Raw genomic sequence first — 21,612 nt, 5'->3', positions numbered from 1 at the left:
TCTGATGATGTGAGGAGGGGAAACATCATGGATATTAAGAGTATCAGCTCATCACTTTCTGTCTGTCCGCAGATTACTGCACAAGACGTTCAGAAGATCGCGGACCTGGGCTTCCGCAGTATTGTTTGCAACCGTCCGGACGGGGAAGGTGCAGACCAGCCAGTGTTTGACGAGATTGAAGCGGCTGCGAAAAAGCTGGGTCTGGAAACACGCTATCTGCCGGTTATTTCCGGTAAGGTGTCTGACGAAGACGCCGAGGCCTTTGGCAAGGCCATGAACGAAATTCCGCGCCCTGTTCTGGCTTACTGCCGCACTGGCACGCGCTGTGCCACGCTGTGGTCTCTCAGCCAGGCTGAAACGCTGACTGTGGCCGACATTCTGGCAGCCACTAAGTCCGCTGGCTATGACATGGCAGGCGTTGTGCGCCGCATTGCCAATGGTGGCAAAACCCCAACGGACCGTGCAGATGCCTCGTTTGATGTGGTGATTGTTGGCGGAGGGGCTGCGGGTATCGCTGTCGCGGCGAGTTTGAAATCCCGAAAGAGCGATCTTGAGATCGCTGTCATTGATCCTGCTGATATTCATTACTATCAGCCGGGTTGGACAATGGTTGGCGGTGGCATCTTCAATGCCTCCCAGACCGCTAAAACCATGGGCTCTCTGATTCCACGAGGCGTGCACTGGCTCAAATCCGCGGTGGCCGCGTTTGAACCGCAAGACAATGCGGTCATTCTGGATGGTTGCCGCGTCGTGAAATACGACCGCCTTGTGGTGTGCCCCGGTCTGAAGCTGGACTGGCACAAGGTGGACGGGCTGGTCTCGACGCTTGGTAAGCACGGCGTGACCTCCAACTATCGTTACGATCTGGCACCCTACACGTGGCAACTGGTGAGCAACATGAAAGAGGGCCGTGCGCTCTTCACCCAGCCGCCGATGCTAATTAAATGCGCCGGAGCACGGCAAAAAGCGCTTTACCTTTCCGGTGATTACTGGCGCAAGCAAGGCGTGCTGAAGAACATCGACATTCAGTTCCACAATGCGGGTGGCGTGCTGTTTGGCGTGAAGGAGTATGTGCCTGCGCTGGAGAAGTACATCAACCTGTACAACGCAGACCTCAACTTCTTCAACAATCTGGTCGCCATTGATGGTCCTGCGAAGAAGGCCTGGTTTGACGTGGCCAAGCCGGACACGCCAGTTGAGCGGGTGGAAGTTGATTTCGACATGATCCACGTGTGCCCACCGCAATCTGCACCGGACTTCATCCGCGTCTCGCCACTGGCGGATGCTGCCGGATGGGTGGATGTGGATCAGATAACACTGCGCCACAAAACGCACAGCAACATCTGGTCGCTGGGTGATGTGATGAACGCACCCAATGCAAAAACAGCTGCTGCAGCTCGCATGCAAGCACCAATCGTTGCTGAAAACCTCGTTGCAGACATCGAAGGTCGCTCACAACCAGCGATGTACAACGGCTATGGCTCCTGCCCGCTCACCGTGGAGCGCGGCAAAATTGTACTGGCTGAGTTCGGGTATGGCGGAACCTTGCTGCCAAGCTTCCCCACATGGCTGCTGGATGGCACCAAGCCAACCCGCGCGGCGTGGATCCTGAAAGAGCAGATCCTGCCTCCGGTTTACTGGTGGGCAATGCTGCGCGGCAAGGAATGGATGATCAAGCCTGAGAAGGTTAGCGCAAGCTAAAATAAGCATTGCGGCCTTTGCTGAATTACTATCATGTGTCCGGGGGAGCTGCTTCCCCGGATTAATCTATGCACTTTGAAGGCAGACCCATGTTCTCCTCGGCCTTTCGGCGATATTTGCCCGTTTTAACTTGGGGCAGAAACTATAATAAAGACAGTTTTTCTAATGACATGATTGCAGCGGTGATTGTGACGATCATGCTGATACCGCAGTCTCTTGCTTATGCTTTGCTTGCTGGCCTGCCGCCGGAAGCCGGGCTTTATGCGTCAATTCTCCCGATTATTTTGTACGCCATCTTCGGTACCAGCCGTGCACTGGCCGTTGGCCCTGTTGCTGTTGTTTCGCTTATGACGGCAGCGGCGATTGGCCAGATCGCAGACAGCGGCACAGCAGGTTATGCCATTGCTGCGCTGACCCTTGCCATGCTGTCCGGCGGTATTTTGTTGCTGATGGGCGTATTCAAACTCGGTTTTCTCGCCAACTTCCTCTCCCACCCTGTGATTGCCGGTTTCATCACGGCCTCAGGTGTTTTGATCGCCAGCAGCCAGCTCAAGCATATTCTGGGTGTGGATGCGAAAGGGCATACGCTGGTGGAGATTGTCTTTTCCATCTGGGAGCATCTGGGAGAAGCCAATCTGGCGACGATCCTGATTGGTGTCTCGGCCACCTTGTTCCTGTTCTGGGTGCGCAAGGGCATGAAACCGATGCTGCTGAACATGGGCCTGAAGCCACGCCTTGCAGATGTTTTGACCAAGGCCGGACCCGTCGCCGCCGTGGTGGCGACGACAGCTGTGGCGTGGATTTTCAGTTTGGATCAGGCCGGTGTTAAGATCGTCGGTGCTGTGCCACAAAGCCTGCCACCGCTCAGCATGCCAAGCTTCTCCAGTGAGTTGATCGGCGCACTGTTTATACCTGCGCTGCTGATCTCCATCATTGGTTTTGTGGAATCCGTTTCCGTGGCGCAAACGCTGGCTGCGAAGAAGCGTCAGCGTATCGATCCTGATCAGGAGCTGATTGGTCTGGGTGCTGCCAATCTTGGAGCAGCCTTCACAGGTGGTTATCCTGTAACGGGTGGGTTTGCCCGTTCCGTGGTCAACTTTGATGCGGGTGCTGAAACGCCTGCTGCTGGTGCTTATACGGCGGTTGGTCTGGCGATTGCTGCTGTTTCCCTCACACCGCTCATCTTCTTCCTGCCCAAGGCCACATTGGCTGCAACCATCATTGTGGCTGTGCTTTCCCTGGTGGATTTCAGCATTCTTAAGCACAGCTGGAGCTACTCCAAGTCTGATTTCTCAGCTGTGGCCGCCACTATTTTGCTGACCCTCGGCTTTGGTGTTGAGACAGGTGTCTCTGCAGGTGTGATCCTCTCCATCGGGCTTTACCTCTACAAGACCTCCCGGCCTCACATTGCAGAGGTTGGGCTGGTGCCGGGGACCGAGCATTTTCGCAATATCAACCGGCATGAAGTGCTGACAACGCCAGAGCTGCTGACCATCCGCATTGATGAAAGCCTCTACTTCGCCAACGCGCGTTATCTGGAAGATTACATCTACGACCGCGCGGTGGATGATGAGTGCCTCAAGCATGTGGTGCTGCAATGCTCTGCGGTGAATGAGGTGGATCTGAGTGCTCTGGAGTCTCTGGAAGCCATCAATCACCGGTTACAAGACGCAGGCATCACGCTGCACCTTTCCGAGGTGAAAGGCCCGGTGATGGACCGGCTGCAACGCTCGCACTTCCTTGATGAGCTGACGGGCAAAGTGTTCCTCTCTCAATATCAGGCCCAAGAAGAGCTCGCCTCCGTCTGCACCCGCCAAACCGCTCAGGCTCCTGCCTGATTACCCCCCCTTATCAGGCAGACCTAAGAGACCCCGTGGATCCCCTCCACGGGGTTTTTGTGTGATAAGGCTCCGAGTAGATGAGCCTGCTTGGTAGGCTTACTATTTGTGAAAGAGGCGGTACTACTTTTTTGCCAATCGGATTTGTCCATAAGAGCTATGTAGATCCCTACAAGTCAAAGTCACAGAGGAGCTGCAGTCCACATTCTACCCTCCAGTAATGCTCGCGACATGATTTGAGAGAGACCTGTAGATAAAGAACAGGAGTACCGCGAGTAATAATCCGCCAAATTCAGTTATGAACACACGGTAACCGCCCCTTGGGGGGGAAGCGCGCTTTGGAGAAAATCAGGATAAGATCAAATAGAGGGAGGAGTGCGAACCATGAATATCCAGAATGTCCATAAGCGTTATTGGACCGTCCGGTCGCGGCGGCAGCCTTCAAAACTCCGAGTGCGCAAAGTTGAAGCGAGATCAGAACCCCGACAATAAATTGATGTGAGCCTGATACAAATGACAACATATAATGCCATTGGAGCTTAGTGCCGAGAACAGCTATATGGATGATGTTGATTGTGGCAAAGTAAGTTGTCCAGCTAATCTGATAGTTCACATGAGAGAAAAAAACAGCCCCAAGTAGAAATGATAATGGCAGAACCACAAGCAGTATACCCAGATCATAACCCGAACCGCCTAAGAGGCTGAATGCATCAGCGAGCGTCTGAGGCATCTGCAACCACCTGGAGCATGTCAGTCAGTCCTTTATCGACGTCATACCTTAGCTCAGGTGCGAACCAGAGCAGACAAAGCACGGTACCAATCAGTGCAATATCCCTAATAGCCGTAGCCCCGCTGTAGTGTGGTCTGACAATTGGGTCCCAAAACATCAGGATAAAATTTCCGATTGGGATGAGACCTAACCAAGCATATGCATGGCTTTTGAACGCGTCATTTGCTCGAGCGATGCAAATAGCCGCATATATATATCCAAGCAAAACTATTGAGAAATAAAACACCAAGTCTGCAAACCAAAGGGCTGTGTGAGCAATGATGTGAGGCATTGCGAACCAGATCGCATTGAAGCAGAGCACTGCAGTACAGACGAGTGCAACCAGAAACATATGAATTGTACGATGAGTTGAGAACGTGGAAGTACGCAGTTGAATGATCGCTAGAGCGAAACCGCAGATAAAAACCACTTCAAAGATGAGATATGTACTGAGTTTGGTGCCAAGAACAAAGGCGTATAAGGAATAAGGACGCATCTGAAATCCATAAGTAAATTAATGTGAGATGCATAGGTGTTTTGCACTGTAAATACAATCTAAAAGATGTATATCTCTGCCTTTGCTACCAATGCTAGTTTTCCTGCGTCAACTCCTGGCACCTGCACCTAAACAAAGATGTTGAGATTCCCGTATTCCAAGAGGTTCTCAATCGTACCCTTAGGAGGCTGCCCTCCATTTACTCTGCATCATACTTAATCTGCTTTCCTCTAAGTGTGCATGGGCGTAGCTTAAGAAATTAAGGTACTCACCAGCATTCAGGTCAGCGATCTGAAGGGATCGACCCCACCATAATGACCGCGTAGCATTACATGATCAACCTGATGCGAAAGGTGAGAAGTGGGCATGAAACACGACGAGAAATCACAGCTTCAAAAGGGAGCCGCAGGTTGGTTTTTGCTGGCGACGCTCGGGGTTTCCTATGTGATCTCAGGCAGCTTTGCCGGGTGGAACTACGGCTTCGCGGTGACGAACTGGTTCGGCATGGTCATCGCAGTGGCATTGATGGGGCTGATGTATTTCTGCCTTGTTCTGTGCCTTGCAGAGATGTCTGCCGCATTGCCGAGTGCCGCTGGGGGATACCGGATCTCGCGGAAGGTGATGGGAGATACAGGCGGCTTTGCGACGGCGCTTGCAGTTTTGCTGGAGTATTCCATTGCGCCAGCCGCGATTGTGATCTTCATTGGACAGTATCTTGAAGCACTTTGGGGTATCAATGGCCCCTTGGTGTATGCGGTGTTTTACGTGGTCTTCATCGGCGTGCACCTGCTTGGAGCTGGTGAGGCCCTGCGTTTTATGCTGGTTGTGACTGCTTTTGCTGTACTGGCGATTGTGGTGACGTTGATGGCGCTGGTGCCGCATTTCAGCTTCGCCAATCTGGCGGCCTCTGTTCATTTCAGCTCTGATCAGCAAAACCTGCTGGCATTCGATGAAGTTTCAGTCTGGGCAGCCCTTCCGTTTGCTATGTGGTTGTTTCTGGCGGTGGAAGGCGTGCCTCTTGCGGCGGAGGAGGCCAAGAACCCGGCGGTTGATCTGCCACGCGGCATCATTGGGGCTATGTTGTTTCTGCTGGCCAATGGGCTGCTTGTTGTTGTGTTCATTCCCGGTGCTGCGACCGCTGTGGAAGTGGGAGATTACGGCGCGCCACTGGTAGATGCGCTTGATCATGTGTTCGGCGAAGACTCCGTTCTGGCCGCCATCGTCAATCTGATTGGTCTTACAGGACTGATTGCTTCGTTCTTCTCTATTATTTTTGGATACAGCCGCCTGGTCTTTGCCATGTCGAGGGAAGGATATTTGCCCCGGTTCATGTCCGCGATCAGCTCACGAAAAGTGCCACACTGGGCGTTGATTATTCCCGGTGTGATTGGATTCCTCTGCTCGCTGACGGGCAAAGGAGAGTTAATGATCAACATTGCAGTGATCGGCGCGACGCTGTCCTATGCGCTGCAAAGCGTGAGTTATATTTTGTTGAAGCGAGATTATGCCGAATTGCACCGGCCTTATCGTGCGCCGGGTGGGCAAAAAACGGCGTATGTAACGCTCGCTCTTTCGCTTTTGGCACTTACTTCGTGCTTTGCGTATGATCTTGTGGCTGCGTTGATTGCTTTGGCCCTCATGGGGCTGGGTGTTGGCTATTATGTTTTGCTGGGCCGAAGAAGGGCCTGAATGGCCCGAAAATCAGCCTAACGCAGGCTTTTCGCCATAGAGCTTGATGGCCTTCACCTTACCTGAGAGTTCGGTGACAGCCTTGTCCAGCATCGCATCTGTTGAAAGCCCAAGTTGTCTGGCCAGTTCATCCAATGCAACGGGCAGCTCGTCTTTGATGAGCTGTTTCAGGACGGCGTCCTCATAAGTCATCCGGTCCAGAACGGTCAGCGCAGTGAGACCGCTGTTTCCTGCGTATTCTAAATAAGCTGCTTCTGAGACCGCACCAGAAATACAGGCGGACAGAAGATCCTGATGCATATGCAGCCAGTCCGGTAAGTCCTCCGCCAGCATGTCTGAGATGACGAGTTTGCCGCCTGGCTTGAGCACGCGGTTGATCTCAGAAAACACCGCAGCTTTGTCGGCGGACAGGTTGATAACGCAATTTGAGATGACCCAGTCCATGGACTGATCCGGGAATGGCAGATCCTCAATAACACCTTGATGGAGTTCAATGTTATGGAGGCCATGTTGCACGCAATTGCGTTTGGCCAGCGTGATCATATCCTCACTGACATCAATGCCGATGACTTTACCCGATGGACCTGTCTTCTCGGCGGCAAGGATAAGGTCCAGTCCCGCGCCGGATCCAAGATCAAGCACTGTCTCCCCTTCACTGATCTGCGAGAAAGCGAGCGGATTACCACAGCCGAAACTGGACCCGAGCAAGTGCTCGGGTATCTCTTGCGCATCATAATCAGGAGCCAGTGCTTGCTGGAAGGTGCTCCTGCCCTTCACGTCCGCAAGCTTTCCGGAATAAAAGGCCGCGATGTTTGAGAGGTGCTCTGATTTCTTCACTCGGTCGGTCAACGACGTCACCCTCCTGCTGCGCGTTATGGCTCTGTGTAATCCTAGTTTACGCTGTACAGCAGGGGCAAACTTCATGGTCTGACAGACAAAACAAAGCGTTAAGCAATGGCTGCTTTTCACGCGAGTTATCGGGAAGCCTCATGAGATTGCGAGACCTGATACCCAAAGATGAAGCTAGGTGTTTTGTGCGGGAGATGATCCGGGGACGCGCAGTGTTTGCGGGCTTGTTAGGCTGCTGTCAGCCACTTCCTTGCAAAGCAGCAGCGCGTGTCAGTCCGCGCAATCGGAGAGAGTTAGGCACTCCGATCGTAGCAAGGCCTGGTAAGGAGGTGGTAGTTGCGTGAAAGTTGAACTCAAGTTCAGCATGAAAAAGGCCCGGAAAAGATTGACCATCCGCTTCCGAGCCCTTTTCAAAATCACATAACGGGAATGGGGGGCGAGAGCCTCCCGTTCCTATCTTTCTCAATATAGACCTCAAAGCTTAAAGCTTCAACCATGGGTCTTGGCAGGGCAAATCAGCCGGTTGTCTCATCTGGCAACAAGACTGCCATGCGTTTGGTGAACTCTTCCCAGTTGCGGGTGAAGCCGATCAGGGAGTAGTTCAGCGCCAGCTTTTTGCGGTCATTGGTCTTGGTGACTACAATGGACATGGCCTTGCCGCGCTTGAGGAAGTTGACGATGGTCTTGTTGGCATTAAACGCCGCCTCGCACCCGTCTGGCTGACAGGTGATCAGCTTGGCGTCGAACAAGGCATCATCGTCAATGCCAATCTGGATACCGCTGGGGATGTGGATCCCGAGCGGCAGCTTGATAATAGCTGCATACACATCTGCTTCGAGTTTGCGAAACATGATGGAATTTACCAGCGCACCGTTCTCAAGCCGGATTTCAGCGTAGACCTGACACAGGTCACTGCTGCATTTGACTGACCAATCCTCTTCATTGGAAGGCTCAGTGGTGCTGTACGCATTCACACCCTGAAAGAAAAAGAGCATTGCCGCTGTCAGCAGGATCCAGATTGGTTTCATGATCTACATCCTTGTTAGAAGGAGAAGCCCAGGCCAGCACCAGCAGTGACGTTGTTGCTGAAGTCTGTGGCTACAGAAGCTGTAACAGCCATGTTCTCGGTTGGCAGGAACGCCACTTTCAGAGCAGATGCAGCTTTGCCTTTGAAGTGTCCAAAACCACCGGATACGGAGATACCGTTTTTGCCACCCTGAAGGACCGGCGCATTGGCAATCGCCACCGCCATCGCCACACCGCTGCGCAGCTCGTCAACATCCTGTTCCAGTGAGACGATGCTGGAGGTGTTGGAAGAGATGTTTGCGGCGTTTGTGGAGATATTGGCGGTATTGGTCGCAATATTCTGCTTGTTGGTATCGATACGATGGGAGTTTGAACTGATGAACGCCCGATTAATGTGAATATTGCGTGCGTTCGAACCGATGAATGCGCGATTAGATTGGATACCGCGTGCGTTTGAACCAATAAAGGCACGATTAGTTTGGATGTTTCTCTTGTTACCTACGATGTCTCTAGCGTTGGCGTAGATCCGACTAGTGTTGTTAGATATGCGACGATTGGTGTGACCAATATCAGATTTGATACGTGAAATGTCGCTATCGTTACTGGTGATGCGTTTTGCCTGAGTATTCAGGGCGCTCTGATCTGCCTTATTATTGATCTTTGTTGCGAGCGTACCGCTTAAATCTGACTCATCAATATCACTTATGGTTGCAGTGATATCTGTTGCTCTACCAGATTGACCAGGATGGAACTCAGTTCTTTCAGCATCTGTTCCTGCATCTACGGTAATTGTTTTGTCATTCGTTGTCACAGTGCCATCAGAAACATCGATTTTTGCAGCTTGAGCGGTGCTCATGCCGGCAACGAGGGCCACGATTGCAGCAGAAAGCTTCAAAACGTTCATCTTTTTATGTCCTTTCAGAGGGGCGAAGCTTGCATGTGCTTTGCCCGGTCTAAAGTTTTCAGCTGCAGCGTCATGCACATACACCTGAACTGAGGACGAGTTTATTAGTTCCGCAAAAACAATGGGTTGCAGATGGGATGTGTTCTAATACTCTCGATTTTCAGAGAGCATATGGCCCACGATTTTTGCTGGAGTGTCAAAAAGCACTGGCGCGAGGCTGGAGACCTTCCCTGGGGAAATTAGGGATACCCCTAGGGTGAAAATATGCAAAAAATTTCAGGTGAGACTTGCAATGGTTAATATTTGTAAACTCTCGCAAAATTGCGGGAATTGAGGTGACTCTGAGGCATTTTTCAGAAATTTTCCTCATGAGTATATTTCATATAATTTTAATTGATAAAATTATGGAATAAATGTGGACAAGAAAAAACCCCGTGGTTTCAAACCGCGGGGTTCTTTTGTCTGAGCATGTGATGGGTCTTAGAACTCGCCGCGCACACTTGCAAACACGCTTTGAGTTCTAAAGTCTTTGCTTGAGTGAATTCGCGAGATTTGACCATAACCAATCAAGCAAGCTTCACTCTTAGTGACCCTCTTTCAACAGGCTCAGATCAGGTAGCTTGTGCGCGATGCCTTTGTGGCAGTCGATACAGGTCTTCTCACCACTCACGAGGAACTTCTCGTGCTGCTCGGAAGCTCTCACACTCTGACGCGTAAAGTCCATGGACTCTTCACTGTGACAGTTACGGCATTCAAGAGAGTCGTTGGCTTTAAAGCGAGCCCATTCATGGCTTGCCAGCTCAAGACGCTTGTCCTCGAATTTCTCCGGTGTGCTGATTGTGCCGAAGATCTTGCCGTAAACTTCCTTGGATGCCTGAATCTTACGGGCAACCTTAGAGGTCCAGTTGTGAGGTACGTGACAATCAGGACAAGTCGCACGCACACCAGACCGGTTGGTATAGTGAATGGTGGTCTTAAGTTCCTGATAGACAGTGTTTTCCATCTCGTGACACCCAATACAGAACTCTTCTGTGTTGGTGACTTCCAGGGCGGTGTTGAAACCACCCCAGAAGATGATGCCAGCGACGAACCCGCCAAGTGTCAAAAAGCCGAGGCTGTAATGGACACTAGGTTTGCGGATAACCTGCCAGAACCGTTTGATAGCTGAAAACATACGGTGTGCTCCTACTTGCCGGCCGTACCTTCGAGCACGTCATCAACGTCAACGAAGGTGTTCTCAACCAGTGGCTTGGCTTCAGTCTGAGGCACATGACACTGGGTGCAGAAGAAACGGCGAGGGGAAACAGACGCCAGGAACTGATTATCACGGTTCATAAAGTGCGTGATGGAGATCATTGGTGCCTGAGACTTTTCAATTGCCGTACGGCTGTGACAAGTCATACATTTGTTCAGGCGCTTGTCGATCTGGTAGCCGTCGATCTTGTGAGGGATCAATGGTGGCTGCTCAGGGTAGTTACGCACCTGACGTTCGTCAGAGTTCACCACTTTCGGGATCCGCGGTGCGGCATCCTGAGTCAGGATGTCCGCGTTGCGCATTTCGGAGATGGTGTCAGCAGCAAATGAGCTTGCTCCACCAAAGACAGACACAGCGATAAAGCTGGCTACAAGGAGTTTCAGAAGTTTCATGGCGTACCTCACACGGCTACGATCTTGACCGCGCACTTCTTATAGTCGGTCTGTTTTGAAAGAGGATCTGTTGCATCCAGTGTCACCTTGTTGATGAGCTGGCTTGCATCAAAGAACGGTACGAACACGAGGCCTTTTGGCGGCTTGTTACGGCCACGGGTCTCGATGCGTGTTGTGATTTCACCGCGACGGGAAACAACGCGCACTTCAGAACCACGACGCAGACCCTTCGCTTTTGCATCATCAGGATGCATGTAGCACAGAGCATCTGGAACAGCTTTGTACAGCTCAGGAACGCGCTGTGTCATAGTGCCAGTGTGCCAGTGCTCAATCACACGGCCTGTACAGAGCCAGAAATCATACTCTTCATCCGGGCTTTCTGCTGGCGGCTCGTAAGGAAGCGCGAAGATGCGTGCCTTACCGTCTTTATGACCGTAAAACTCGTAGCCCTTGCCTTCGCCAACGTATGGGTCAGACCCTTCGCGGAAGCGCCACTGGGTTTCTTTGCCATTCACAACAGGCCAGCGCAGGCCGCGTTCTTCGTGGTAACGCTCGAACGGTGCCAGATCGTGCCCATGGTCACGGCCAAAGGCAGCGTATTCTTCGAACAGACCTTTTTGAATGTAGAAGCCGAAGTCGTTTGCTTCGTCGTTCTTATATTCATCGCTGGTTTCAGAAAGCGGGAACTTGTCGACGTTGCCGTTTGCGAAGAGGATGTCAAACAGAGTTTTGCCGCGTACTTCTGGTTGTTTTGCAATCAGTTCTTCAGGCCATACGTCTTCAACTTTGAAGCGCTTGGAGAACTCAACGGTCTGCCAAAGGTCAGACTTTGCCTCGCCCGGAGCAGAAACCAGCTGGTGCCAGAACTGAGTACGGCGTTCAGCATTGCCGTAAGCGCCTTCTTTTTCTACCCACATTGCGGTTGGCAGAATGAGGTCAGCAGCCATTGCGGATACTGTTGGGTACGGATCGGAAACAACCACGAAGTTCTCTGGATTTCTCCAGCCTGGGTAGATCTCTTCAACAACGTTAGGACCAGCCTGCATGTTGTTGGTGACCTGGGTCCAGTAGAAGTTCAGCTTGCCGTCTTTGAGCATACGGGACTGCTGAACTGCGTGATAACCTGGCTTTGCCGGAATAGTACCGTCTGGGAGCTTCCAGATTTTCTCAGCGTACTTACGATGAGCTGGGTTTTTCACCACCATGTCTGCTGGCAGACGGTGTGAGAAGGTACCAACTTCACGTGCTGTACCACAAGCGGATGGCTGACCGGTTAGTGAGAACGGACCACAGCCTGGCTTGGAGATTTTGCCGGTGAGAAGGTGGATGTTGTAGAACATCTGGTTGACCCAAACGCCGCGGGTATGCTGGTTCGCACCCATGGTCCAAAGGGACATAACCTTTTTGTCTGGATCAGCGTAAAGCTTTGCCAGCTCCAGCAGACGGTTTGCAGGAACACCAGACATCTTCTCAGCGTATTCGAGAGTGTATGGCTTAACGAATTCTGCATACTCTTCGAAGCTGATTTCCTTAGAACCACCAGCTTTGTCAGCGTTTTTAGCTGCTTGCTGCAGTGGATGCTCAGGGCGCAGGCCGTAACCGATGTCCTGATTGCCAAGGCGGAAGTTGGTGTGCTTGCTAACGAAGTCCATGTCTACGGCTTCGTTCTCGATGATGTAGTTTGCGATAAAGTTCGCAATCACAAGATCGGTCTGTGGAGTGAAGACCATTGGGATGTCAGCAAGGTCAAAGCTGCGGTGCTGGTATGTAGAAAGAACAGCAACTTTAACATCCGGGTTAGACAGACGGCGGTCAGTCAGACGGGTCCACAGAACCGGATGCATCTCAGCCATGTTGGAACCCCAGAGCACGAATGCGTCTGCGTTCTCAAAATCGTCATAACAACCCATTGGCTCATCGATACCGAAGGTACGCATGAATGCGCCTACAGCAGAAGCCATGCAGTGACGTGCGTTCGGGTCAATGGTGTTGGAGCGGAAGCCAGCTTTCCAAAGCTTAGAAGCTGCATAGCCTTCCCAAACCGTCCACTGGCCTGAGCCGAACATGCCAACCGCGTAAGGGCCGTTCTTCTTCATGGCTTCTTTTGCTTTAACAGCCATGATGTCGAAAGCTTCGTCCCAGGATACTGGCTCGAACTCGCCTTCTTTGTCGTACTTGCCATCGGTTTTACGCAGCAGTGGCTGCTCAAGACGGTCTTTGCCGTACATGATCTTGGAAAGGAAGTAACCTTTCACACAGTTCAGGCCGCGATTAACCGGGCTCTGAGCATCACCATGTGTTGCAACAACGCGGTCATTCTTGGTCGCAACCATGATGGAACAACCGGTACCGCAGAAGCGGCAAGCAGCTTTGGACCATTTCAGGTCTGTTTTGCTTGCATCCGTTACAATGTTTGCTGCTTGCGCCGGAAGGCTTGCCCCGGCTGCGGCAGTTGCCGCTGCAACAGCCTGCGCCTTAATGACAGCGCGTCTTGTTAGTTTAATCATGAGCAAGTCCCCTCGGGTTGCATGTCACCCTGATCAGAAATCACAATTGAATTGAGGTCGGTGGTGTCGGTTTGGTGGAAGATGAGCGAAGCAGTAACCACGCCATCTAACTGCTGCATGTCACTCAATGCGTTCGCGAGGTCGCGTTCGCTCGGTGTTTCCAGCGTCACAATTATCTTTGTAGAGTCAGATACTTCTGTAATTTCAGCAGAATGTATCTGTTCAATCGCAGCGCATATCTGCTCTCGCTTGGCAGGATCGGCCTGGAGCAGCACACTTGAAATGTGCCAGACACCGGCTTCTTCTTCGCGCTCTACGGTTGTTGCATTACGCATTTGCTAAACTTTCTCGGCTCTGGTCGTTCATGACGATCGCATCTACGGGGCAGGAAATGAGACAAGCTCCGCAGCCATTGCATTGGTCTGCATCCAGTTGAATCTTTCCTGTAGGTGCGACACGCATATCGAACCGGAGGGCTCTTGGATCGCAGCTGTCGGTACAGGTCTGGCAGGAAACGCCCTTTCCAAGCAGACATGCCCCTTGCTGAATTTCTGCTGTGAGCCTCCAGGGTGCCACAGTCAGATCAAACAGACCTTCCTCTGGGCACGCTTTTGCGCACTCTTCGCAGAACGTGCATTCTCCAACGCCGGTTTTGAGGTAAGGCCGATTATCCGCGCTGAACAAAATAGCTTCCGGGCAGGCTTTGACGCATTCAAAGCAGCCGATGCATTTGTCTTCAATCCGCTGTTCCGTTGTCCAAGGCGGACGAACCGGAGACACCACCTCTGGGGTAGCGCTTAAGCGGGTAAAGAATGCTCTGCGGGATAATTTGGCCACGACTACCTCTTAGAAGGACGGTGGGCCAAACAGGATCTGCGACATCCAGATAAGGAAGCCGTATCCGCCAACAGCTGCAGTCATCAGAACTGGCGCAAGAACAACTGCCAGAAACAGGAATGCTACTCTCTCGCGGCCTTTGCTCACTGCTGGAGTGGTGGTCTGGGTATTTTGGCTTAAGCCAGCCATGTGCGTACTCCGTACTAACAGCCGCCTCTTGCAGCTATTTGATTGGAGCAGACACCGTAACGTTATACGTGCCCGCTCGTACGCGCAGGAACCTAGAGTAAATGTAAAAAGCACAAATTGAGTGCAATCAATTCCGGATTAGTAGATTTTTTCTCTTTGATATTCCGCAATATATAAGTGCATGCTGCATTTCTAATATATAATTTATATTAGAATATTCTAATATTGCGAAATTCAATACTTAAGTGATTTCTTATATATATTTAATGCTGGAATTCTGCGGATTCACAGTGGGTTAACTAGCAGATTTCGTTAGGGCAGTCCTCAACAACAAACGGCCTCCGCAAGGGGAGGCCGTGTTGTAAGGTCCGTTTAGGCCTTTTCTAGAGGAAAACCCTCAGGTTTTGTATCTTTGTCATTCTCTGGGGATTTTTCTGAAATCGCGTGTTTTTCCTCCGCTTCCAGGGCCTCTTTTCGCTCCATTTGCGCATATTCCAATGCCTTATCGCGTTTGCCGAAGAGAAAGACGCGAATATCTTCCGCAATTGCGACCAGTACTGGAATCAGGATTAAAGTAATAAGTGTCCCGAAAATCTCCCCGTATGCCAGAGAGACGGCTGCTGGTATCAGGTACATGGCCTGCTCGGAAGTTTCGCTCATGAGCGGCATCAAGCCGGCGACCGTTGTTGCTGTTGTCAGGAAGATCGCCTGGAAGCGATCCACGCCGCTACGCTCCGTTGCTTCAATATGGTCTACACCGTCCTCACGCAGGTGAAGGTAGTGCGTGACCATGACGAGAGAGTCATTGACGATCACGCCGATCAAAGCCAGCAAGCCGAAGATCGACATCATGCTGAACGGGATGCCCATGATGGCATGGCCGAGGATTGCACCGACCACTCCAAACGGAACCACGGACATGATGATCAACGGCTTGAAGTAGGACTTCAGCGGGATCGCCAATAGAACAAAGATGAGGAAACAGGTGATGAGAAGGGCGCGGTTCATATTGCCCTTAACTTCACCCATTTCCTCCAGCTCGCCACCCTGCTTGATTTTAACACCGGGATACTTCTGTTGTAGTTGGGGCACAACGGAGGTGAAGATATCCTGACCCAGCTCAGCAGGAGCAACGATCTGTTTATTGATGTCAGCTTCGATTGTGGCGACCTGATCGCCGTTTCTGCGGTGCACGTATCCGGGCACATAACGCGCTTCGATGTTGGCAACTGATTGCAGCGTGACCCAGTTGTCGTTGGCCCCGCGCAGACGGGACTGCAACAGGTCCTCAATGGCATCACGTGCATCCAGCGTGTTGCGAACAATCACGCGAACCTCTGAATCGCCACGTTGGATGCGCTGTGCTTCCCCGCCACCAAACTGGTGCGCCACCTGACTTGCCAGCCGCTCTGGTGTGAAACCGAGATGACGTGCTTCCGGTTTCAGTGTCAGGCGAAGTTCTGGCTGGCCGGCTTTGAACGTGTCGCGCAGGTTGCTGACGCCAGCTCGCTTGCCAAGCTCTGCCATGAGCTCTTCACTTGCCAGCTGCAACTGCTCAGAGTTTTCACCGAACAAACGGATCTTGAACCCACCACCGATCTCTTCAAAGCCCGAGAAGGTGAGTTTGGAAACACCTTCCAAAGTACCGGTGCGGTCCTGCCAGTCGCGCAAAATGTCACTTGTCTTTGCATCCCCGCGCTCGTCCAACGGGCGCAGCTCAGCATAAATGGTGGCATTTGTGCTGTCGGATACGATGCGGAAGATGTTTTGGAACACACCGCCCACGTCCGGCTGCTGCTCGGCATATTGCCGGTCAACAGCATTTGCGATGTTTTCAATCGTGGAGATGTTGTTCTGTGTCAGATCGAACGGTGCGCGTGGATCCATCTCCATGTTCACCACAATGTACTGACCGGGAATCTCCGGAAAGAAGACAGAATGGATTTTGCCCTTCCACATCAGGCCGAACACGAGCACTGCCACAGAAATGAAGCCAACCAGAACCGCATAACGTTGCCGGATGGCCCATCTAAGCACCGGGAAATAGATGGTGTCGCGGAACCAGAACAAGCTGCCACGAGCCACACCCTGCACCTTACCCCAGCCTCGCGAGAAGATGTTCTGCTTCTTCTCCTCCAAAGAGATGTAAGCGAGGTGAGCGGGCAGAATGAACTTGCTCTCGAAAAGGGAGAACAACAGAGCCAGAATAACAATGCCTGAGAAGCTGCCGAGGATCTTACCCAGCTCACTGTTCATCAGCAGCATCGGGAAGAATGCCGCCGTGGTTGTCAGCACGCCAAATATCGTCGCAACGGCCACTTTATGTACGCCTGCCGCCGTACCTTTGCGCGGGTCCGCATAGCGTTTGCGCTGCTCAAAGACGCTTTCACCAACCACCACGGCATCATCAACGAGAATACCAAGTGCGATGATGAGGCCGAAGGTTGTGATGTCGTTGAGTGAATAATCGACCCAACCAGTTGTCGCCACAGCAAACGCACCAGCCAGAGAGATTGGAATGCCCATCGCGACCCAGAAGGCCAGCTTGATGTTGAGGAACAGCGACAGAATCAACACCACCAGAGCCAGACCCTGAAACGCGTTGGAGCTGAGCAGGCTCAGGCGATCCTCGATGTAATCACTGGAGTTGCCCCAAATCCCCACCTGTACACCAGTCGGCAGAGTTGTGCGGAAGTCAGCTATGATGGCCTGCACATCCTCTGAGACATGAATAAGGTTGTCTTTGCGACCAATCAGCACTTCCAATCCAACGGACTCTTTGCCGTTGAAGCGTGCTTCCATATCAATGTCAGCAAAGGCGTCTTCCACCTTGGCAATATCGCCAAGAGTGGTTGTGGTGCCGTCTTCCCACTCAATGATCGGAATGCGCTCAAAATCGGCTTTATAATAGGCCTGAGTATCTGCGCGCAAAGAGATATAGCCGCCTTCGGTCTTCAGCGTTCCGCCCTGATAGTAAAGAGAAGACTCGCGGATACGGTTCATGACCTGCTCAGGGGTTAGGTTCAGACGTTCCAGCGTATATGGCTCTAAACCGATCTTGATCTGTTCGGTCTGCAAACCCCATTGTTTGAGGCGAGAAACTTCTGGGCTGGCCAGCAGCTTGTTGCGCAGTTGACGAGCGATGCGCTGTAGGGTTTTGAAATCCGCATCTCCGTAGACCTGCACAAACATGGCTGGCATATCCATGCTCTGTTTTTCAATGACAGGCCGTTCCGCTTTCTTCGGCAGATTGTAAATGCCATCAATTTTCAAGCGAATGTCATCCAGCAAGGTGGATAGTTTGGTGTCGCTTGTCTTTTGAACGGAGACAACAGACGAACCCGGTTGTGAAATTGAGCTGATGTTTTTGACGCCGCTCAGGCCTTCCAGCGCCTTTTCCACCTTGCGGGTGATTTGCTTATCAACCTGCTCCGTGTAGCCGTTGGGCAGTTCGGTCGTGATTGTCACGGTATCCGCAGGCAGCTTGGGAAAGCCCTCAATACGGATGTTCATGAGAGAGGACACCCCGACAATCAAGATGAACGCCATGATGAGGTTCGCCGCGACCGGGTTTCGAATAAACCAGTTTGTGAGCCACGCCATGTGTTAGTGCCCCGCTGGAGTTGGGGCGACGTGCTGGCCCGGTAAGAACGCGGCCATCGGCAGCTGAACAACGCGCTTCTCATCCATCTCTTGCAGCTCATTCGGCATCTTCACGATGATGTCTGTGTCATTGCGGAACACGACAGAAGCTTCAAAGCGCTGCAGCTCGTCCTTGTTGTTTAAGAACCAGATGAACCCTTCCTGAGTGAGCACAGTCGCAGGCAATTTCAGGCTGTCGTTGACTGTTTTACTCTGCAGTTCAACTTTCACGAACTCACCCGGCAAAACAGTGGTTTCCGGTGATTTCACGATCTCGAGGAAGAGCTGATAACGTCGCGATTTAGGGTCAAGGAAGCCACCACCGCGCTGGATTCTGGCAAGCCCGACCAGCTCCTTGTCAGCATTATAGATCTTCGCCGGAAATTCCTGCCACGCCTTTTCCAGCAGGTTCCATTGGGCTTGGTCCAGAGAGACGGTGATGTCCAACTGCTCAGCGTCCAACAAGGTGAACAAGGTATCGCCTACAGAGATGCTTTGGCCGATGCTCACATGGCGTTTTGTCACAAACCCGCTGAAGGGGGCCTTGATGGTGGTCGCGTCCACATCATACTGCGCGACTTTCACCTTCTGGACAGCAGCTTCCAGCGCTTTTTGTGCAACGCGCAGCTCTGGAATATGGACGGCCATTTCCGGTGGGGCTTCCTTCGGGTTCACTGCACGCCAGTTTTTCAGCGCAAGCACATGCTTGTTCTGCTTTTTCTTCAGATTGAATTCTGCAGTCGACTGCTGGTATTTGGCATCTTCCAGCTGGGCTTCGTAAATGTGCTTTTCCAGCTGCGCCATCACCTCATTCTTGGAGACTTTCATGCCTTCAAGGGCCTGAGGAGCGACGGATAGTAGTTTGCCAGAGACCTGCGCTTTTAGATCCGCAGTCCAACGTGGGCGCACTTCGGCAAAAACAGAAATATGTCCGGTGTTATCGGCTGCCTGCGCGGTCACATAGCTGACCACAGGCAGAACAACGTCCTTTTCTCCGATGTCGACATCACTTGTGTCTTCAAGCGAAAGAACATAGGTACCGACAGTTCCCAGTAGCACCAATGCTGCTGACAACCACACAATCCGTTTGGACATTCAGTGCTCCTGAGCAATATGTTTAATTGAGGCAGGTTTCAGAGTTTGGTTTAGGCCTACGGAATGCCCGATTATCGCTAAGTGAACGCCTCGAGATCATCTCAGACCTTGATTTATGAGACGATTGTGTATCATAATAACTATATGTGAGACAAGTACGTCTCATAAAATGAGGGTGAAATGTTATTGCGTGATAAAAGGGCTGTTAAGTCCCGCAGGGCCCTGATTGAAGCTGGCTTGGCAGAATTGCCAGTGAATCCAATGGCTTCACTAACGGAGATCGCTGAGATCGCCGGGATTGGGCGCGCCACGCTGTATCGACATTTTGCGTCTCGGGAAGCGTTGATTGAGGAGGTCCTGAAGGTCAGCTTTGAGGACATTATTCAAGCGCTGACACCTATGGAGAAAGAAAACCTTCGCGGGAAGCAAGCGATGATGCGGGCTGTTGAGTTGATGCTCCCGCTCGCTGACCGGCTGCGGTTCCTCTCATCCTTCTGGCTGGATGGGGAACGCGTTTTGAGCAAAGATCCACGCTATGCTTTTATGGAAAAAGAGACAATCATTACGGTTGAGCAGGCGAAAGAAGATGGTGACATTCGCAAGGAACTGCCGACGCGGTGGGTGATGAACACCTACGACGCACTGCTTTTTTCTGCCTGGGATATGATTGTGAAAGAAGAGGCGGATATCCGCGACGTCACGGCATTGCTCATGACGACCTTTTTTGACGGTGTCGGACCAAAGCCTCGCGAGACTCCGGAGTGATCAAGCCGCATCTCGCGTTGTGGTGCGCGTTTGAAAGGGCCGGTGGCCGTTGCGATTAGTTGATCGTTTTCGTCAAACAACTGTGCCTCTGCAAAGAGTGTTGATTTGCCGCCCCCAACAACTTTGCCCTTCGCAACCAACCGCTTGCAGATGGCAGGTGCGATGAAGTTGACTGTCAGTGACAGCGTCACAAACGGTTGCTTCCCGGTGGGATCCACCGTTGCGCTGCAAGATCCACCGCAGGCATTGTCCAGCAACATGGTCACAATCGCCCCATGCACAACCCCGCTGCGATTGGCAAACCTGGCATCAATATCCAACGCACATGTCGCCGTGCCATCCTTAGGGAAAAGCTCCAGCTCATACCCAATAAACCGCTGAAATTCGGTCTCATCACGAATGGATATGGAGTTGTCGGTATTGGATGAGTACGTCACAGCGGCCTTGTTCCTCCCTACAGGTGCAAGGCATATCAGTAACTTACTCCTCCCAAGAAATCTATTTGGCCTTCTGGCTACGGTGTCAGCATTTCCATACGCTTATGGAAGGCGTTCCAGTTGCGGGTGAAGCCAATCAGAGAATAGTTGAGGGCCAGCTGTTTTCTATCGCCTGCTTTGCGGACGAGGATCGACATTTTGTCTCCCCGCTTCAGAAAATCCACCACCGTTTGATTTGCTGTAAAGGCAGCTTCGCACCCATCAGGATTGCAGGTGATCAACTTGGCCTGAATGATTGCCGCTTCATCAATGCCGATGTTGATGCCGCTTGGGATGTGAATACCGAGGGGCAGCTTAAGGATGCCCGCGTATGTGGTGGCATTGAGTTTGCGAAACGCGATGTTGTTAAACAAGGTGCCGTTTTGCAGCCGTATCTCGGCGTACATCTGGCATTGTTGCCGGCTGCATTGAACGGACCATTCCTCTTTTGCCTGAGCAGAAGTGGGTGTGAGAACACCCCCGCCATGGAAAACCATGGCGAAGGCTACGAAGAAAAGTGAAAGAAGTCGGCTCATGTGCCTCTCCTTGAAAACTTAGAATGAGAAACCGAGACCCGCGCCAGCGGCGACGTTGTCGTCAAAGTCGGTCGCGACGGAGGCGGTGATCGCCATGTTGTCCATTGGCATGAAGGCAGCTTTCATAGAACCAGCAGACTTGCCTTTGAAGTGCCCGAAACCACCGGAAAGTGAGAGGCCGTTGTAACCGCCCTGAATGATCGGCGCGTTGGCAATCGCGATTGCCATGGCAACACCGGACTGCAGCTCATCGACATCCTCTTCCAGCGAAACGATGCGGGAGCTGTTGTCAGAAATAGCTGCGCTGTTGGCAGTAATGCGTTCAGCATTGCTGTTGACTGCTGCCACAACACTGTTGCGAGCTGTGCCGGTAAAGGTGGAGTTCAGATCAGCCAGAGAGCCGACCTTCTCGTTGAGCTTGGTCACAGCCGAAACAACGGTGGTGTCTGCCGGAGTTGGTGCCTGCAGATCGCTTGGCAGTGTGCTGATGTCGCCAATCTTAGCATCTACCGCGTTGAAGGATGCCAGAATGCCATTCGCCAGACCTTCGCCGCTTTCCAATGCCTGAGCCGTTGCGCGGCCAGATGCATTGGCGCCATTGGCCGTGGTGAAGGTGCTGTAGTTCTCGTGTGGTAACTGTTCCGCC

18 protein-coding genes and 1 pseudogene are annotated in these 21,612 nt (G+C 52.1%); 4 read left to right on the top strand and 15 right to left on the bottom strand.

From position 1 onward, the window contains the following. The first annotated feature begins 27 nt into the window (after window positions 1–27). Window positions 28–1,701 (top strand): bifunctional protein tyrosine phosphatase family protein/NAD(P)/FAD-dependent oxidoreductase, encoded by a 1,674-nt coding sequence (locus PPL9_RS07550; protein WP_057462116.1) that lies wholly within the window; start codon window positions 28–30, stop codon window positions 1,699–1,701. A gap of 89 nt (window positions 1,702–1,790) precedes the next feature. Further along, the gene (sulP, locus tag PPL9_RS07545; RefSeq protein ID WP_057462115.1) at window positions 1,791–3,539 is read left to right on the top strand and encodes a sulfate permease; all 1,749 of its coding nucleotides are present in this window, start codon (window positions 1,791–1,793) and stop codon (window positions 3,537–3,539) included. Between the two features lie 710 nt (window positions 3,540–4,249). On the opposite strand, the gene PPL9_RS07535 is transcribed toward sulP, so the two are convergent. Further along, window positions 4,250–4,804, bottom strand: a complete 555-nt coding sequence (locus PPL9_RS07535; RefSeq protein WP_057462113.1) for a hypothetical protein — start codon at window positions 4,802–4,804, stop codon at window positions 4,250–4,252. A gap of 366 nt (window positions 4,805–5,170) precedes the next feature. Between PPL9_RS07535 and eat the strand changes: the two genes are divergently transcribed. Next, window positions 5,171–6,493, top strand: coding sequence for an ethanolamine permease (eat, locus tag PPL9_RS07530; RefSeq protein ID WP_057462112.1), 1,323 nt, complete (start codon window positions 5,171–5,173; stop codon window positions 6,491–6,493). Between the two features lie 12 nt (window positions 6,494–6,505). On the opposite strand, the gene PPL9_RS07525 is transcribed toward eat, so the two are convergent. From PPL9_RS07525 to PPL9_RS07475, 11 genes are all read right to left on the bottom strand, one after another. Beyond that, the gene (locus tag PPL9_RS07525) at window positions 6,506–7,342 is read right to left on the bottom strand and encodes a methyltransferase domain-containing protein (protein WP_057462111.1); all 837 of its coding nucleotides are present in this window, start codon (window positions 7,340–7,342) and stop codon (window positions 6,506–6,508) included. Window positions 7,343–7,857: 515 nt separating this feature from the next. Further along, window positions 7,858–8,370: an invasion associated locus B family protein gene (locus tag PPL9_RS07520; RefSeq protein ID WP_082596641.1), complete on the bottom strand. Its 513-nt coding sequence runs from the start codon at window positions 8,368–8,370 to the stop codon at window positions 7,858–7,860. Window positions 8,371–8,384: 14 nt separating this feature from the next. Further along, complete coding sequence (locus PPL9_RS07515; protein WP_057462173.1) at window positions 8,385–9,272, bottom strand: YadA C-terminal domain-containing protein; 888 nt, start codon at window positions 9,270–9,272, stop codon at window positions 8,385–8,387. 583 nt (window positions 9,273–9,855) lie between these two features. After that, on the bottom strand, window positions 9,856–10,446 hold the full coding sequence (locus tag PPL9_RS07510) for a cytochrome c3 family protein (protein ID WP_057462110.1): 591 nt from the start codon (window positions 10,444–10,446) through the stop codon (window positions 9,856–9,858). 11 nt (window positions 10,447–10,457) lie between these two features. After that, window positions 10,458–10,919, bottom strand: coding sequence for a nitrate reductase cytochrome c-type subunit (locus PPL9_RS07505; RefSeq protein WP_057462109.1), 462 nt, complete (start codon window positions 10,917–10,919; stop codon window positions 10,458–10,460). A gap of 8 nt (window positions 10,920–10,927) precedes the next feature. Next, window positions 10,928–13,432: a nitrate reductase catalytic subunit NapA gene (gene napA / locus PPL9_RS07500; protein ID WP_208988670.1), complete on the bottom strand. Its 2,505-nt coding sequence runs from the start codon at window positions 13,430–13,432 to the stop codon at window positions 10,928–10,930. Then, complete coding sequence (locus tag PPL9_RS07495) at window positions 13,423–13,761, bottom strand: chaperone NapD (protein ID WP_057462107.1); 339 nt, start codon at window positions 13,759–13,761, stop codon at window positions 13,423–13,425. The genes napA and PPL9_RS07495 overlap by 10 nt, the downstream gene beginning before the upstream one ends. After that, the gene (locus tag PPL9_RS07490) at window positions 13,754–14,263 is read right to left on the bottom strand and encodes a ferredoxin-type protein NapF (protein WP_057462106.1); all 510 of its coding nucleotides are present in this window, start codon (window positions 14,261–14,263) and stop codon (window positions 13,754–13,756) included. Before PPL9_RS07490 ends, PPL9_RS07495 begins: the two co-directional genes overlap by 8 nt. Window positions 14,264–14,272: 9 nt before the next feature. Continuing rightward, entirely contained in the window at window positions 14,273–14,452 is a 180-nt protein-coding gene (gene napE / locus PPL9_RS07485; RefSeq protein ID WP_057462105.1) for a periplasmic nitrate reductase, NapE protein, read from the bottom strand. Between the two features lie 372 nt (window positions 14,453–14,824). Continuing rightward, entirely contained in the window at window positions 14,825–18,055 is a 3,231-nt protein-coding gene (locus PPL9_RS07480) for an efflux RND transporter permease subunit (RefSeq protein WP_057462104.1), read from the bottom strand. Between the two features lie 3 nt (window positions 18,056–18,058). Further along, window positions 18,059–19,189 (bottom strand): efflux RND transporter periplasmic adaptor subunit, encoded by a 1,131-nt coding sequence (locus PPL9_RS07475; protein WP_057462103.1) that lies wholly within the window; start codon window positions 19,187–19,189, stop codon window positions 18,059–18,061. A gap of 180 nt (window positions 19,190–19,369) precedes the next feature. On the opposite strand from PPL9_RS07475, the gene PPL9_RS07470 reads away from it, so the two are divergent. Beyond that, a complete protein-coding gene (locus tag PPL9_RS07470; protein ID WP_057462102.1) occupies window positions 19,370–19,954 on the top strand; it encodes a TetR/AcrR family transcriptional regulator in 585 nt (194 codons plus the stop codon). Window positions 19,955–20,004: 50 nt separating this feature from the next. Here PPL9_RS07470 and PPL9_RS34125 read toward each other — a convergent pair. The 3 genes and pseudogenes from PPL9_RS34125 to PPL9_RS07455 all read right to left on the bottom strand — a co-directional run. After that, window positions 20,005–20,391, bottom strand: a pseudogene (locus tag PPL9_RS34125) (PaaI family thioesterase); the annotation flags it as partial. 77 nt (window positions 20,392–20,468) lie between these two features. Next, complete coding sequence (locus tag PPL9_RS07460; RefSeq protein ID WP_208989234.1) at window positions 20,469–20,966, bottom strand: invasion associated locus B family protein; 498 nt, start codon at window positions 20,964–20,966, stop codon at window positions 20,469–20,471. A gap of 18 nt (window positions 20,967–20,984) precedes the next feature. Continuing rightward, on the bottom strand, window positions 20,985–21,612 hold a 628-nt coding region (locus PPL9_RS07455), incomplete at its 5' end, for a YadA C-terminal domain-containing protein (protein ID WP_200962154.1).

The organism is Pseudovibrio sp. POLY-S9 (assembly GCF_001431305.1).
Lineage (GTDB): Bacteria > Pseudomonadota > Alphaproteobacteria > Rhizobiales > Stappiaceae > Pseudovibrio.
The sequence above is the reverse complement of the archived record's forward strand: the minus strand, read 5'-3'. Positions and strand labels throughout refer to the sequence as shown.